The 14,942-nt window shown below is 35.1% G+C and carries 15 protein-coding genes; 11 read left to right on the top strand and 4 right to left on the bottom strand.

What is annotated here, in order from left to right; all coding sequences use genetic code 11:
* Positions 1–19: 19 nt before the first annotated feature.
* The 4 genes from aroC to EUBDOL_RS03620 all read right to left on the bottom strand — a co-directional run bounded on the left by aroC (position 20) and on the right by EUBDOL_RS03620 (position 5,579).
* A complete protein-coding gene (gene aroC, locus EUBDOL_RS03635) occupies positions 20–1,114 on the bottom strand; it encodes a chorismate synthase (RefSeq protein ID WP_004798595.1) in 1,095 nt (364 codons plus the stop codon).
* Between the two features lie 3 nt (positions 1,115–1,117).
* A complete protein-coding gene (gene aroB / locus EUBDOL_RS03630; RefSeq protein WP_004798593.1) occupies positions 1,118–2,122 on the bottom strand; it encodes a 3-dehydroquinate synthase in 1,005 nt (334 codons plus the stop codon).
* Between the two features lie 482 nt (positions 2,123–2,604).
* The gene (locus tag EUBDOL_RS11710) at positions 2,605–2,910 is read right to left on the bottom strand and encodes an ATP-binding protein (protein WP_235713688.1); all 306 of its coding nucleotides are present in this window, start codon (positions 2,908–2,910) and stop codon (positions 2,605–2,607) included.
* Between the two features lie 230 nt (positions 2,911–3,140).
* Complete coding sequence (locus tag EUBDOL_RS03620) at positions 3,141–5,579, bottom strand: PRD domain-containing protein (RefSeq protein ID WP_004798589.1); 2,439 nt, start codon at positions 5,577–5,579, stop codon at positions 3,141–3,143.
* A 317-nt stretch (positions 5,580–5,896) separates the two neighbouring features.
* On the opposite strand from EUBDOL_RS03620, the gene EUBDOL_RS03615 reads away from it, so the two are divergent.
* The 11 genes from EUBDOL_RS03615 to EUBDOL_RS03565 all read left to right on the top strand — a co-directional run bounded on the left by EUBDOL_RS03615 (position 5,897) and on the right by EUBDOL_RS03565 (position 14,942).
* Positions 5,897–6,316 carry a PTS sugar transporter subunit IIA gene (locus EUBDOL_RS03615; RefSeq protein ID WP_022419725.1) on the top strand — a complete coding sequence of 140 codons (420 nt, stop codon included), beginning with the start codon at positions 5,897–5,899 and terminating at the stop codon, positions 6,314–6,316.
* Positions 6,317–6,330: 14 nt separating this feature from the next.
* Positions 6,331–7,089, top strand: a complete 759-nt coding sequence (locus EUBDOL_RS03610) for a PTS mannose/fructose/sorbose/N-acetylgalactosamine transporter subunit IIC (protein ID WP_004798586.1) — start codon at positions 6,331–6,333, stop codon at positions 7,087–7,089.
* A 3-nt stretch (positions 7,090–7,092) separates the two neighbouring features.
* Positions 7,093–7,920 (top strand): PTS system mannose/fructose/sorbose family transporter subunit IID, encoded by an 828-nt coding sequence (locus EUBDOL_RS03605; protein WP_004798584.1) that lies wholly within the window; start codon positions 7,093–7,095, stop codon positions 7,918–7,920.
* Positions 7,921–7,933: 13 nt separating this feature from the next.
* Positions 7,934–8,902, top strand: a complete 969-nt coding sequence (locus tag EUBDOL_RS03600; RefSeq protein WP_004798583.1) for a phosphoglycerate dehydrogenase — start codon at positions 7,934–7,936, stop codon at positions 8,900–8,902.
* Positions 8,871–9,344: a PTS sugar transporter subunit IIB gene (locus tag EUBDOL_RS03595; protein ID WP_004798581.1), complete on the top strand. Its 474-nt coding sequence runs from the start codon at positions 8,871–8,873 to the stop codon at positions 9,342–9,344. The genes EUBDOL_RS03600 and EUBDOL_RS03595 overlap by 32 nt, the downstream gene beginning before the upstream one ends.
* Positions 9,345–9,358: 14 nt before the next feature.
* Positions 9,359–10,006, top strand: coding sequence for a bifunctional 4-hydroxy-2-oxoglutarate aldolase/2-dehydro-3-deoxy-phosphogluconate aldolase (locus EUBDOL_RS03590; protein ID WP_004798580.1), 648 nt, complete (start codon positions 9,359–9,361; stop codon positions 10,004–10,006).
* Positions 10,007–10,092: 86 nt separating this feature from the next.
* Positions 10,093–11,274: a mannitol dehydrogenase family protein gene (locus tag EUBDOL_RS03585; RefSeq protein WP_004798578.1), complete on the top strand. Its 1,182-nt coding sequence runs from the start codon at positions 10,093–10,095 to the stop codon at positions 11,272–11,274.
* Positions 11,267–12,340: a mannitol dehydrogenase family protein gene (locus tag EUBDOL_RS03580; RefSeq protein WP_004798576.1), complete on the top strand. Its 1,074-nt coding sequence runs from the start codon at positions 11,267–11,269 to the stop codon at positions 12,338–12,340. The genes EUBDOL_RS03585 and EUBDOL_RS03580 overlap by 8 nt, the downstream gene beginning before the upstream one ends.
* A gap of 10 nt (positions 12,341–12,350) precedes the next feature.
* Positions 12,351–12,941: a hypothetical protein gene (locus tag EUBDOL_RS03575; RefSeq protein WP_004798574.1), complete on the top strand. Its 591-nt coding sequence runs from the start codon at positions 12,351–12,353 to the stop codon at positions 12,939–12,941.
* Between the two features lie 98 nt (positions 12,942–13,039).
* Positions 13,040–13,720, top strand: a complete 681-nt coding sequence (locus tag EUBDOL_RS03570) for a transaldolase family protein (RefSeq protein WP_004798573.1) — start codon at positions 13,040–13,042, stop codon at positions 13,718–13,720.
* 142 nt (positions 13,721–13,862) lie between these two features.
* Entirely contained in the window at positions 13,863–14,942 is a 1,080-nt protein-coding gene (locus tag EUBDOL_RS03565) for a chorismate mutase (RefSeq protein WP_040463029.1), read from the top strand.

Genomic DNA, 14,942 nt, shown 5'->3' with positions numbered 1-14,942 from the left:
TGTATTCTCCTATCGTTTTTTATAAATGTGAAGCTGCTTCTTTTTCCAATAATAAATCCAAAACACCAAGCGCTAATACGCTGTCTACGACAACTCTTGCTCGATGTATGATAGCCGGATCATGACGTCCTTCAATCACTAGCTTCACCGCTTCCTTAGTTTTGGCATCTATGGTATCTTGCTGTTTATAAATAGAGGGCGTTGGTTTTACAACGGTATGAATAAGAATCGGCATGCCATTGGAGATTCCACCGTTAATTCCTCCGTTGTTGTTGGTTTTGGTTTTTACCTTTGTATCAAAATATAAGGCATCGTTTACTTCACTTCCATAATGCTTGGCAAAATCAAAGCCAAGACCAAAGGAAACGCCTTTGATTGCCGGAATGGAAAAAAGCAGATGGGATAGATGACTTTCTAGGGAATCAAAGAACGGTTCTCCGATTCCACAGGGAAGATTATAAATACAGCTTTCTAATATACCGCCAACACTGTCTCCCTGCTTAGCAGCATCTTCAATACAAGAGTGCATAGCCTGTGCTGCAGTATCATCTAATACCGCAAATTCCAGCTCGTGAAGCTTGTTGATTTGTTGTGTGAGTATGGTTTCTTCGTGATGAAATGGTGTATCACAGATCCCATGTAGATTTTCAATGTGCGTCGCGATCTCAATTCCTTTTTGTTTCAGTATTTGTATGGCAATCGCTCCTGCCGCTACCAATGGTGCGGTTAATCGGCCACTGAAATGTCCTCCGCCTCGGTAATCCTGATAGCCCTTATACTTTACCTCAGCGCAATAATCGGCATGCGAAGGACGAAGTCGATAACGGGTTTTGGTATAATCCTTGCTTCTGGTGTTGGTATTTTCGATAAGAATGGTTATGGGTGTACCGGTTGTATAGCCATTGAAATAGCCACTGACGATATGCACCTCATCTGCTTCATGACGTTGAGTGGAAATACGACCTTTTGCTTTGCGTTTTTCCATTTGTTTTTTTATTAAATCTTCATCAATGGCAATACCGGCAGGTAATCCATCAATAACACAGCCGATTGCCGCTCCATGACTTTCTCCGAATAGGGTAATTTGTAATAGATTTCCAAAGGTATTTTTCATAAATTAACCTCCTAGCTTTGTTTTCAATAGTTCAAGTGGTGTTTCGATCAGTTCTGCTTTGCCAAGCTCTTTTACATGCACGCAGGTAACGCTGTTGCCACTGGCTTTTTTATCGTTACAAAGTAAATGATAGATGCTTGTTGGATCAAAGCTTGTTTCCTTTTGAATGCCCAAGCGTTCATATACACGCAACACACGCTGTTTGAGGCTGGGATCGTCTATAAAATAAAGCATTCCCATGGCGACACATTCTCCATGCAGGTATTCCTCTAGGTGATAGTAGCTTTCAATCGCATGTCCGATCGTATGTCCGAAGTTTAAGATTTTACGTAGATTTTGTTCCTTTTCATCTTTTTCCACAACTGCTTTTTTAACACAGAGTGCCTTGTATAAGATGGTGTCATAGACCGCTTGTATATCTTCGCTTTCAAATAGCTCGAATAGGGAAGCATCATAAATTAAACCGGCTTTTAAAGCTTCGATCAAGCCATTGATATAGTGGCGTTTGGGCAGACTTTGTAAGGTGTCGGGATCAATGATGACCTTGCGTGGCTGATAAAATGCACCGATGATATTTTTGACTTCATTTAAATTTACGGCGACCTTGCCTCCGATGCTGGAATCAATTTGGGATAGCGTTGTTGTTGGAACCTGAATGAAATCTATCCCTCGCATATAGGCAGAAGCGACAAAGCCGCTTACATCACCGATTACACCTCCGCCTAATGCAAGCACGCAATCTTTGCGGGAAAAGTGATTGTTTAAAAGCTTCTCGCAAAGTGCTTGAAAGGTAGATAGCTGTTTGCTGGCTTCTCCTGCCGAAAGAACCTCGATATAGGCTTCCTTGCATTGTTTGGCAATCGTATCTGTATAGGCTTTAGGTACATTTTCATCGGTAATGATCATGACCTTGCGTTTTAAATCAACAACCTCTTGGATATGAGCAAGAATTCCATGCTCTACCAAAATATCGTATCCGTTTTCTTTTAAATCTACATGTAGCTTCATACTAACCCTCTCTTCTTAAAGAAAAAAGCATCAATCTTTTACGATAGATGCTTTTGTTTTCGTTATAAAGTATATGGAAAATAACCACTCATTGCTGGCTTTATAACGATATCAGCTAAAATAATACATTTTTTTATTTGCCAAAGTGATCACTCCATTTTTTATATCATAATACAAAGTGTAAAGAAATGCAAGAAGTAGAGGCGTTGTTTCCTAAATTTTGAGTGGAAAGTATGATAAGCCGATAAGTCGATATATTCTTCATAAGGCAAGGACTAGATGTGAATTTACATTCCATAAAGATTGCTTTTTATCACTTTTATTTCAAAGAGTTTTAGAAGCTACATTTTCTTGAATTGATTTATTCGCATCAAAGGCTTCCAAATATCTTGGAATACCACCTAAAATACCATAAGCGATCAACTTGTTTTCATTACTGTAATTAGGGAAGAAGTTACTGCTTTCTAAATAATCGAATGGAGTTATTTCCAAGGTTGCGGTTTGGCGATCATGCAGTGGACTTTTTCTTCCATGATTTCATTTTTCATGACACTAACCGAGGGACCACAAAGAATTAAAAAGATATTTTTATTCTTCCAACTATGGTCAATAGCATGTTGTAGAAGTGATTTTACGGAAGGATTTTCTTCAATGATATATGGAAATTCATCAATGATGAGGGCAGTTCGATCTTGCACCTTATGACCAATATACGAAAAAGCATCTTCCCGGCTTTTAAATGGTGTAATAAATTGTTTATCAAAATGAAGCTGTATCGTTTTTTTCACGTACGGGAAAAAAGACAGCATTTGTATGTTTTGAAAATTCTTGAAGCAATGTTGATTTTCCAACTCATCTTCGACTGTACATCACTAAAAATTCAAACTTCTCACTATCATATAATTCATTTAGATAGTTTAATTCTTCTATTCTATCTAACATTCTATTTCCTCCGTTCAATTATATACTTATAAGTATTATACTCTTGAGTATATAAATTATTGATGGTGAGTATCGTTTATTGAGGTGCGTTTAAATAAGGCAGAAAAATTTCAATTATAAATCCGATTTCACTGGTAGGTATTTGAACTGCAAATATTTCGTTAATAACTTTAAAATTTTTATCAATAACATTAAAAAGCTTAGAATGTTCTTTAATGAGATAGCGGGCTTTAGGATATGTATAAGGTTCTTTTCGAATGCAGCGTTCTAATGCAAATGTGGTATGAAATAGAAACTTGATTAACAAATCATCACTATATGGAATTGATAAATCATTTATGATGTTTAATAAGATATTGAACAAGGCTTGGCAAGCTTTTTCAGGATTTAGAAATATCAATGATTCCGATAATAGCTTGTTTTGAATATCTTGTAGTAAATTTTTAGCATGGGGCTCTACAATATTTTGACTGGTGCTTTTTGTGGTTTTTAAATCATCAAAAACATTCATTGATTGTATTGTTACACCTAGAGATTCAATTTTTTCAGCAATAGAAACGAGCTTTTGTACGGACATATCCGTGATTATAGTAAATTCTCCTTGGTATTGCTCGGCAATTAAACTGTTGATTTTCGATATAGTGGGGCTATCCGTTGCAATAATTACTCCTTTTCCTCTATCAATTGTATGCATTTTATCAACGATTGATTGTGCGATTTGGTTATCTTCTTGTTCTGGTGTAAATGTTAAATAAGATGTATAGGATTTAAAATATTGACTGTTAATGTAATCGGCATAATTCTTAGCTATATCTTTATTAGAGGATACGATCAATAATTGAATATATTTTTTATCAATCCATTGACTTGATAAATATAGATAAGTTGCAATATAGTCAATTTCAGCATCAGATAGTTCAATGTCATATTCCTTTTGAATAATACGGTTGATTTCATTAGCATATTCATAATCATTTTTTCTAGCAATTTTACTCGTTAAACTAGAGAAAGTGAAGCTTTGTTGACCGAGTGCTAAGCGATTGGTTTCATTAGAAATGTGATGAAGAAGCCCATACAATAAGTTTTCATTCTTACAAATGGAATGATTTTTTACAATAGGGTAAATTAAGTCATAAATTTTTTGAAGTAAAACGGAACGAATAGAGTTTAGTTGAATGCTGCTTGCGGCATCAATATCTGCAATACATTGTTTGATAAGTTCTTCATCAATCAGACACACATTTGAAATATCTTCTGTATTAGGAGCTCTGTTTAAATCATATAGCAATAAGAGTTCGGAATTTTGTTGATAAGGAGAGAAAAACAAATAATCATTATGGAATAAATTGAGAGTATCGTTTAATTCGTTTATTCTTTCATTAATGTTGAAGATATTAGTAAGCACAGAGGTGGATATTTCATCGAATTCAATATTTATGAAAAACGAATTCTCATTTATGTAGTTTTGATATCCCATTGCACATGCCTGACGAATTTCCGAGCGAAGCTGAGCTAAATTACCTTTATATTCTGACATGACAAAGCAACTTAGTGCATCTTTTGAAATACGAATGGTTTTATCAATTAAAGTTGCTTCATCTTGTAGATATTGTAAAATAATTACGATTTTTTCGACGATGGATCGATCATATAAATTAGGAATATCAATGAGCATCGGAAAGCATCGACGTATATCAATGTTATCTAAAATGGCTTGAGAGGTTGAAGTAGCTACAATTAATGATTTAAGCTCTATCATTTTATTAGAGTTTATGGGAACAAAGGATTTATCTAAAATGGCATTATATAAAGCACTGAGTGCATTTGCAGGAAGATTATCAATATTGTTGAAGATAATAATATTGTTTTGAGTTGTTTGAAATACTCCGCGTTTGTATATATTTGATTTTATATTATATTCTCCAAAGATTAACTTAAGAAAGCTCTGTTCGTTAGTAACATTGTAGTTTAAACACTCAATGATCGTTGGCTTTGATTTTGGATCAATAGCCTGAGCTTCTTTTGCATAATTCGCTAATGATTTTGCAAATTGAAATCTACCGGAACCACGTTCTCCAAAAATTAGAATATTCAATCTATTTGGATAGAGAATTGCAGATTTTGCTTTTTTGATTGGTTCATACATTTTCGAATGTCGAGGATTGGTGATATAACGATGAAAACTGTTTATGGAATCAGCTTTTATGGGATTGCTTTGGTTTACTAGATAATCTTGAAGCTCTTTGTCTTTAGGAATAATAGAAGGAATAAAAGAATCCTGTAAATAATTATCTAAAGAAGAACGATCGACATAAAGTACAGGGCGAGTGCTGGTTTTAATTAAGCGCCCTTCATTATAGAGCTGATTCAATATTCTTGAGATATTTGCTCGATCCATTTTTAAATCAAGACTGATTTTTAAAGTATCAATACCAAGCTCCTTATATTCCTGTTTATTTAATTTGCTAAGGGTGTCTTTATGAATATATTGAAAGATGTGTTCCTTTTTATCCATGAGAATACCTCCTATACAAAGGATAACAGAAAAATATGGAAATTTTGCAAGAAAATTGTGTAAATTATGAAGTTGTTTTCTTCTTATATTACAATTTCGCGAAAGAAATTCGTAGATAGAGTGTAATTATGTGTGTTTTTACTTGGTTGATAACCTTAGTATATTTTATATATAGTGCTTATTTAAAGGCTTTATCAGAGATACACAGATTTGATAATGTGTAAAAAACTGTCAGATTTTACAACGAATTATGTTTTTACTACAATATGAATGTAAAAATTATCGCGGTATTTTGCATACAAAGAGGAGGTGTATATATGGTAGCTTTATTATTAGTAACACATGGGGATTTAGCAAAAGCACTATTAAATAGCGCGGCATTGATTATGGGGGAGGCTCCTTTGATCGAAAGTTATGGTCTATATCATGGCGATGATGTAGATGAATTAAAGGAAAAAGTAAAAGCAGCGATTGTTCGTTTAAATGTACAATCGCAAAGCGATGGAGTATTGGTTCTAACAGATTTGTTTGGTGGGAGTCCATCAAACGTAACTGCAAGAAGCTTGCATGAATTGGGGAATAGTGTAAAAGTCGAATGCGTAACAGGTGTGAATTTACCAATGCTGTTGGAGGTTGCAACAAGTGCTTCTTATAGGAGCTTAGAAGAACTAAAAGATGTATGTTTAAGCATTGGAAATCAAAGTATCATTAGTATAAGAGATAAAATTCAAATATAGAAAAGGAGAAGGACATGGAGATTTCAATTATTCAAGCAATCTTGTTAGGTACACTTTATTATTTGACGAATAACGGAACACCACCGCTCACAGGCTTGGGAAGTGTATCTATTCGTCAACCGGTTGTATGTGGTACGATAACCGGTTTGATTTTAGGTGATGTTGTTCAAGGATGTATCATTGGAGCAACTATCAATACGTTATATTTAGGGTTTGTAAATGCCGGTGGAACCTTACCTGCCGATGCCGGTATCGGTGGTATTGTCGGAACCGCACTTGCTTTAACTTCCGGATCAACAGCAGAAGCGGCAATCGCTATTGCTGTACCATTGGGGATTATGGGAACGATGATTTGGACGTTACGTCAAACGGTAAATATTTATTTCGTACATAAAATGGATAAATATGCGGCAATCGGAGATACCAAAAAAATGGCGTTTTGGCAATTGTGGCCTACACAAATTTTTGCCTATCTTGTAACAGCAATTCCAGTAGCTTTATTGGTGTATTTAGGAGCGCCGGTAGTACAGAGTACTATTGAAATGTTATCAGGTACACCATTACATATTCTTAGTGTAATCGGTGGATTGTTGCCTGTTATCGGTATTGCGATGTTATTGCAAATGTTAAATACACGAAGTGGAATTCTGCTATTCTTTGTATTAGGCTTCTTTTTACAGACGTATTCCGGATTAGGTATGCTGATTATCGCTATTTTTGCAGGTGTGTTTGCATACGTATATGCAGAATTAAAATTTAAAACGGAGGATTAAATCATGGCTACAAAAAAAGTTGCATTAACTAAAAAAGACTTGAATAAAGCATATTGGAAATTTCAAATTTTCGCACAGGCTTGTTGTAGCTATGAACGCCTTCAAGCACCGGGTTTCTTCAGTGGAATGCGAAATGTAATTGAAAAGTTATATGAAGATGATCCGGAAGGAAAAATCGAAGCATGTCAACGACACATGGAGTTTTATAATTCAGAATTCGGGCTTGTCGGACCGGTGATTTTGGGAGCGGCAATTGCTATGGAGGAAGAAAAAGCAAATGGAGCAGAAATTGACGGGCAAGCGATTAGTGCAATAAAAACCTCTCTAATGGGACCATTAGCCGGAATCGGAGATACCTTGCGTCAAGGAACATTGATTCCGATTATCGGATCAATCGCAATTTCTTTAGGTCAAAGTGGAAATTTGTTGGCTCCGATCTTTTACATGGTAGCTACATTAGGACTGAATTGGGGTATTAGCTATACATTATTCAATAAGGTGTATCAATCGGGAAGTATGTTCGTTGCCGAATTCTTTAATGGAAATCGCATGGAAAAATTCATGACTATGATTACTACACTTGGGGCAATCACCATCGGGGCATTAGCAGCGAATACCGTAAAGCTATCAACACCATTAGAATTTGCTTTTGGTGAAAAACCGTTAAATGTACAAACCGATATTTTTGATGCAGTAGCCTTGAATCTTCTTCCTTTCTTAGTAATCATGCTTGTATTTTGGCTGATTACTAAGAAAAAGGTAAGCATCAATAAAGTAATATTAGGTATTTTCGTTGTTAGTATTATTGGTGGATTGATTGGTATTGTATAGGGAGTGATCATATATGAAGGTTTTAATTACATCAAATAGCTTTGGTAAATTCGATCCGAAACCAAAGAAATTCATGGAGTCGTTGGGTTGGCAGGTAGTTGGAAATCGATATCATCATATTATGAATGAAGCGGAAATGATGGAAGAGGTAGTAGGGGTCGATGCCATTATTTTAGGGTCAGATACAGTTAGTAAAAAAGTATTGGAAAAAGCAGATCAATTGAAGATTATTTCACGTTATGGTGTTGGAATTGATAATATTGACTTAATGGAAGCGAAAAAAAGAAATATAGAAGTAACGGTAACTAAGAATTGTAATACCGAAGCCGTTGCGGATTATGCTGTTGGGTTAATGTTAGCAACGATTCGCCATATCTCTAATGTAGATGCAAACTTAAAACAAGGGGAATGGAAAAAAGAAACAGGACTTGATTTGTGCCATAAAACGATTGGTGTGATTGGTTTAGGGGCCATCGGGCGCCAAGTGATTAAACGTTTAAAAGGATTTGATTGCCATTTCTTGGGATATGATAAGTACTTAGATAAAGCATATTGTAAAGAAAATAATATTGAAGTATTAGAGCCTAGGGAAATATTTAAAAAAGCAGATATTATTACGTTGCATGCTCCGGGAAATCCTGATGGCACTCCTCTTATAGGAAAAGAAGAAATTGGTTTGATGAATAAAAATACTGTTATTATCAATACCGCACGTGCATCTTTGGTTGATGAAGAAGCATTACTTGAAGCATTGGAAAATAATGAAATATATGGATATGGAACAGATGTTTTTGATGGAGAACCGCATATCAATGAAAAATTTCAGGCATTAGATAATGTGGTGCTAAGCCCTCATACCGCAGCTGTTAGTGTGGAGGCTATTAACAAGATGACAAGCTGTGCAGTAGATCATATTTTAGAATTCTTTGGGATAGAAAAAGGAGAATATTATGAAACAAATTGTATGGACAAGAATAGATGATCGCTTGATTCATGGACAGGTGATGACACAATGGATTCAACATGCTTCGGCTAATGAAGTCGTTATTGTAGATGATGGAGTTGCTAAAGATACGTTTATTCAAATGATTATGAAATCAAGTGTACCGGCTAAAATCAGTTTAAAGATTTTAAATACACAAGATGCGATTGAATACTTGAATGGTGAGGATAATGGAAAAAAAGAATTCATTCTTGTGAAAACACCACAAGCCCTAGTAGCATTAACTGATGCGGGAATCAAATTGGATTTTGTAAATGTGGGTGGAATTGGTGCTAAAGCCGGACGAAAAACATTGTATAAAAATATTTCTACGAGTGAAGCAGAAAATAAAGATTTAAGAAATTTAATTGATAAGAACATTAAGGTGTTTTTTAGAGTAGTGGTTTCGGATTCAGAAGAAGATGTTGCTAAATATGTATAGGAGGAAGAGAATTTATGAATGAGGTTGTAAAATTCATTGAAGATCATAAAACACTAGTCATTTGCAGAGGAATTTATGGCGATGATCTATTGCACTTAATTACTGCGTTGCATGCAGGTGGAATTATGATGGCAGAAGTAACATTTGATCAAGCTGATCCGAGCGCAATTTCAAAAACAGGACAAGCAATAAAGATGTTAAAAGAAAACTTTCCGGATATGAAAATCGGTTCGGGAACGGTAACATGTGTTGAGCATGTAGTTGCAACAAAGGAAGCAGGAGGAGAATTTTGTTTATCTCCGAATGTAAATTTAGAGGTAATAAAAAAGTCCAAGGAATTAGGTTTGGTTTCCATTCCCGGGGCTTTAACACCAACTGAAATTTTACAAGCGCATGATGCCGGCGCAGATATTGTAAAAGTATTTCCGGCAGGCTGGCTTGGTTTAAAATATCTTAAAGATGTCAAAGGCCCGATCAATCATGTAAAATTTATGGCAGCAGCCGGTGTCAATGAAGAAAACTATGCTGATTTCTTGAAGGCCGGATATTGTTCGGCAGGGATTAGCGGAAGACTGCTTGATAAGGGAATGATAGCTCAAGAAAACTATGCAGAGCTGACAAGGCGTGCACAGGTATTTACAAAAATCGCAAAAGAAAACTAAAGGGGCTAACAGCCTCTTCTTTTTAAAAACACAAATAAGCAAGGTTTCTGATTACGCAGTTTGAATAAATAATCTAGGAGGAAATAATGAAAAAATCAATTCTATTTGGAGCAGGGAAAATCGCCAGAGGGTTTCTAGGTCAATTATTATATTTAAGCGATTTTGAAATTACATTTGTAGATGTTTATGAGCCTATTGTATCTGTTTTGAATGAAAAGAAAACATATCATGTTCATGTGTTGGGAGATGAATCACTTGATAGTGATGTTACACATATTAAAGCATATTTATTTGATGAAAAAGAAAGTATCTATCATACGTTTTATGAATCGGATATCGCATTTGTATCGGTAGGTGGGAATCACCTAACAGATGTAGCAAAAAGTTTAGCTGATATTTTCAATCGGTTTGGTATTCAAAAAAAGATAAAGAATATCATTGTTTGTGAAAATTGGAGAGATGCGGCAAATACCTTTAAAACAGCTATGTTGAAGTTTTTGAATGAAGAGAATAAGAACTTATTTGAGGAATTCATCGGTGTTTCTGAAGCTGTTTTAATGCGTACAGCAACACAACCAGATGAAGAATTAGCAAAGCTTTATCCTCAAGATGTTTGGGTACAAAACTTTTGGTACTTACCAATCGACGGTTCACGAATAAAAGAAGCGATTCCCAAAATCCAATGTGTTGAATTATTAGATGAATTTGGTAACTTCTTGACACAAAAAATGTATACCAACAATACAAGCAATGCAGTAATTGCTTATAGCGGATATTTATTAGGATATGAAATTCTAGCAGAAGCTGCCAACAGTTTAGAAATTAGTGCTTTATTAGATGATGCATATAAAGAAATCAATCAAATATTAGTCGCCGAGTTAGGTGTAGATGAAAAACAACAAATGGAATTTTCCCAAAAAGCACGTGCCAAGTATTGTGATTGGACGATTGTAGATAAAGTGATTCGTCATGGGAAAGATCCAATTCGAAAGCTTGGACCACAAGATCGTCTAATTGCACCATGTAGAATGGCTTTGAAGCATGGTATTTATCCGAAAACACTTATAGATACCATTGCAAAAGCACTCTATTTTGATGAACCAAGCGATGTGGAAGCAGTAAAGCTCAAAATGCTTCGACAACAGAAGGGAATCGAATATGTGTTGCAAACAGTGTGTGGATTAGATAAAACAGAGCGTTTATATCATGAAATTTTAAAATCAGTTGAGCAAATAAAAGAACAAGGATTGGTAAAGGGACATGAGTAATATTGTGTTGATTGGTGCCGGACAAACCGGACGAGGATATTTGAATCGTTTTTTTAAAGATGAAAAAGTAACTTTTTTAGATATTGATTCAGAGCTGATAGAAAGGCTGCAACAAGAGAAAAAATATAATATTTTCTTTGGTAAGCAAAGAGAAACATTAACATTGGATAATTTTAAAGCATATACAGTAGATTCCAAACAAGGACTCGATGCTCTTGCACAAGCAGACTTAGTTATGATTAGTGTAGGACAAAAGAATTTAGATTCGCTAGTTCCCCTGATTCAAAAAGCTTTGGCTATACGTCAAAAAGGTGATGTTGATATTTTAACAGCGGAGAATGGAGTTCATACGAAAAACTATCTAATTCCGTTATGTCAAGATAAACGAGTTCATCTAGCAGAGACGATTGTTTTTTGTACCACTTTAAAACAGGAAAATTCATTAGATGTATTTAGTGAGGATTTAGATTATTTACCATACGATGTTGTATCTTTGGGACATCAGCTTCCCTATAAGCATACAGTAGCTGAAAAAAATTTGAGTAGTTTGATGCAAAGAAAAATTTATACCTATAACTGCTTATCTGCTGTTGTTACATATTTGGGATATTATAAAGGCTATGAAGAATATGCAAAAGCGGCAAATGATTCGGAAATTACTATGTGTATGGATAACATCTTACAAAAATTAAACGCATGTATTTGTAAGGAATATGAAATTGATGTTGATGAACAAGCAAAATTTTCTCAAATGGCTGTTGCGAAATTTCAAAATAAAGCAATTGTTGATACGATTGAAAGGAATGCAAGAGATGTAGATCGTAAATTAGGGGAAAACGAAAGAATTTTAGCCCCTCTTTGTATTCTTAAAAAATATGGTAAGCAAAGTGATGAATTATTGCTGGTAGCTGCCTGTGCCGTTTATTATGGACAAAAAACAAGTACATTATTAAAAAGCTTTGAGAAGTATTTTGAAATTCTCCCTAAGGAGTGGTTTACACAGATTGTTGATTATTTAAAAAAATTAGATAATCAAATGACGATTATTGAAGTACTGTCCGTTTAGGAGCGTAGCTATGGAGGATAAAAATATTTTAATAAGTATAGGAATTTTGCTGTTATTGATAGCAGTATTTTCCATATTGCGCTATTTAAAGCAAAGAAAAATTTTCAGATTCATTCAAACGCAGAATTTTTCAAAGCTAGAAAAGGAATTGGATTCGATAACAACAAGAATGTTGATAAAACCATATAATCGTGAAAATATTCGATTAAATATGTATCTAATGGAAAGAGATAAAAAGAAAATCAATGAACAGTTTGAACGATTATATCCAATTCTTAAGAAACCTCTTCAAAATCAAGAATTCTTAACGAAAATGTTTCAACACTATTTGTTTGAACAAGATGAGAAAAGATGTAAAAAACTATTAGGTACTATTCAAGAAAGTATTCAGCAGGCTTCGATACTACATGAAGCACAAATGCTATTTCAGATATTCTTTGAAAACAGTTCTGCATATATCAATGAGCTGAAACAAAAAATGGAGACTATGGAAAATGAACAAAAAGCGATGTGTGCGTACTATATTTCTCTACAGTATGAAAATAAAAAAGATGAATACCATGCGCAAAAATATCGAGAGCTTTCAAAGCGTTTGTTTTAATGTGTTTTCATGGTAGCTGTTTTTTACTTACAGAAGTAAAAATGGTAAAATAAAAGCAATTCATTAAAGTTAGTGTATGGTATAAAGGAGATGATACTATGGAACTGATTATTGATTCATCAAATATCGAAGCGATCAGACAGCTAAATGAACTATTAACCATTACAGGTATTACGACCAATCCCTCGATTATCACCAAATCCGGAAAAGATCCAAGCATCGTCATACAAGAGCTAACGGACATCTTGAAGCCGGAGCAACTGCTATTCATTCAGGTTGTTAAAACAGATTATGAGGGGATTCTTGAAGAGGTTAAACAAATTCATGCGCTTCGTAAGAAAAATATTTATGTAAAAATACCGGTTACCAAAGATGGTCTAAGAGCAATCAAAAAATGTAAGGAATTAGGAATCAAAACTTTGGCAACCGCAATTTACACAGCGGATCAAGCCTTTTTGGCTGCTTTAAACGGAGCCGAATATTTGGCACCTTATGTCAATCGAATGGATAATTACGGAAACGGTATTGAAAATGTAAAGGATTTGATCGAGATGCTAAAGGTTCATCATATTCCATCGAAAATTGTAGGCGCAAGCTTTAAAAACACACGACAGGTTCATGAGTTGATCAAAGCAGGTATTCATGCCGTTACGGTTTCAACAGATGTATTATTTCAAATGATCGAGCACCCGGGAACAAGCATTGCAGTAGAAGAATTTAGCAATGATTGGAAAAACACCTACGCAAGAGAATCTCTGTTTCAAACAAAATCAGCTTAACAAATAAGAAGGAAAGCATCAATCACGACAGAAAGGTGCTTTTTCTTTCCCATCTAGCCATCACGATTTTGAAATCTTCTGCACAACACCCAAAGAAATGCGATATAATAATAACCAAGAAATAGCCAAAGGAAGTGAAACTATGTCAAAGCTGGAAGAAGCACGCTTAACCATCAACGAAGTCGATGAAGCCATGGCACAGCTGTTTGAAAAACGTATGCAGGCAGTGGAAGAAGTTGTGAAATACAAGAAGGAGCATCACTTACCTGTACTCGATGAAAAACGTGAAGCTTTTGTTATCGAGCATAATACAAACTATATTCAAGAACAAAAATATAAAGCAAGCTATCATGAATTTATGAAACAGCTGATGGGAGTATCCAGAGCCTATCAGAAATCGGTTTTATACGATGATGTGATTGGTTTTCAAGGAGTAGAGGGAGCCTTCTCGCATATCGCAGCCAACCGCATCTTTCCGGATCTAAAGAAAAAACGCTATGCGACTTTTGAAGAGGTATTTAAAGCGGTTGTCAACCAAGAGATTGCCTATGGTATCGTACCATTTGAAAACAGCTACACCGGTGAGGTCGGAGAAGTATTGGATCTGTTGATGCAATATCCTGTCTATGTGCAAGGAGATTATGATTTACGCATATCACAAAACCTATTGGGTATCAAGGGATCATGCTTAGAGGATATCAAGCAGGTATATTCTAAGGATCAAGCCATTCATCAATCCAAGCAGTTTTTACAGGGGCGCGGTTATGAGCTGATTCCTTATCCAAATACCGCATTAGCAGCAGAATATGTTGCAAGAATGCAGGACAAAAGTAAGGCTGCAATCGCAGCTAAGGAAAATGCAGAGCTGTATGGCTTGGATATCTTGGCAGAGAATATCAACACCAGTGATCAAAATACAACCCGTTTTCTGATTCTTGGAAAAGCCTTGTGTACCAAAGGAAATCGCTCCAGTCTGGCTATCATTGTGCCACATAAGGCAGGGGCTTTGGTTGCGGCTATGAATTTGATTGCGAAATATGGCTTTAATATGCAAAGTATTATTTCCCGTTCTATAAAAGAGCGGCCATGGGAATATTATTTCTATATTGAAATTGACGGCAATATTCATGAAGCCCAAGAGAAGAAGTTATTAGCGGAATTGAATGAAGTTTGCGAGCAAGTAAAAATACTTGGTTTATATGAAACGAAAGGAAGGGATTAG

It is taken from the genome of Amedibacillus dolichus DSM 3991 (assembly GCF_000154285.1).
Lineage (GTDB): Bacteria > Bacillota_I > Bacilli_A > Erysipelotrichales > Erysipelotrichaceae > Amedibacillus > Amedibacillus dolichus.
The sequence above is the reverse complement of the archived record's forward strand: the minus strand, read 5'-3'. Positions and strand labels throughout refer to the sequence as shown.

Coding starts and splice junctions, on each gene's coding strand:
- aroC (WP_004798595.1), bottom strand. CDS start 1,114: ATGAAAAATACCTTTGGAAATCTATTACAAATTACCCTATTCGGAGAA.
- EUBDOL_RS03585 (WP_004798578.1), top strand. CDS start 10,093: ATGAAAAAATCAATTCTATTTGGAGCAGGGAAAATCGCCAGAGGGTTT.
- EUBDOL_RS03575 (WP_004798574.1), top strand. CDS start 12,351: ATGGAGGATAAAAATATTTTAATAAGTATAGGAATTTTGCTGTTATTG.
- EUBDOL_RS03620 (WP_004798589.1), bottom strand. CDS start 5,579: ATGGATAAAAAGGAACACATCTTTCAATATATTCATAAAGACACCCTT.
- EUBDOL_RS03615 (WP_022419725.1), top strand. CDS start 5,897: ATGGTAGCTTTATTATTAGTAACACATGGGGATTTAGCAAAAGCACTA.
- aroB (WP_004798593.1), bottom strand. CDS start 2,122: ATGAAGCTACATGTAGATTTAAAAGAAAACGGATACGATATTTTGGTA.
- EUBDOL_RS03600 (WP_004798583.1), top strand. CDS start 7,934: ATGAAGGTTTTAATTACATCAAATAGCTTTGGTAAATTCGATCCGAAA.
- EUBDOL_RS03580 (WP_004798576.1), top strand. CDS start 11,267: ATGAGTAATATTGTGTTGATTGGTGCCGGACAAACCGGACGAGGATAT.
- EUBDOL_RS03565 (WP_040463029.1), top strand. CDS start 13,863: ATGTCAAAGCTGGAAGAAGCACGCTTAACCATCAACGAAGTCGATGAA.
- EUBDOL_RS03590 (WP_004798580.1), top strand. CDS start 9,359: ATGAATGAGGTTGTAAAATTCATTGAAGATCATAAAACACTAGTCATT.
- EUBDOL_RS03595 (WP_004798581.1), top strand. CDS start 8,871: ATGAAACAAATTGTATGGACAAGAATAGATGATCGCTTGATTCATGGA.
- EUBDOL_RS03570 (WP_004798573.1), top strand. CDS start 13,040: ATGGAACTGATTATTGATTCATCAAATATCGAAGCGATCAGACAGCTA.
- EUBDOL_RS03610 (WP_004798586.1), top strand. CDS start 6,331: ATGGAGATTTCAATTATTCAAGCAATCTTGTTAGGTACACTTTATTAT.
- EUBDOL_RS03605 (WP_004798584.1), top strand. CDS start 7,093: ATGGCTACAAAAAAAGTTGCATTAACTAAAAAAGACTTGAATAAAGCA.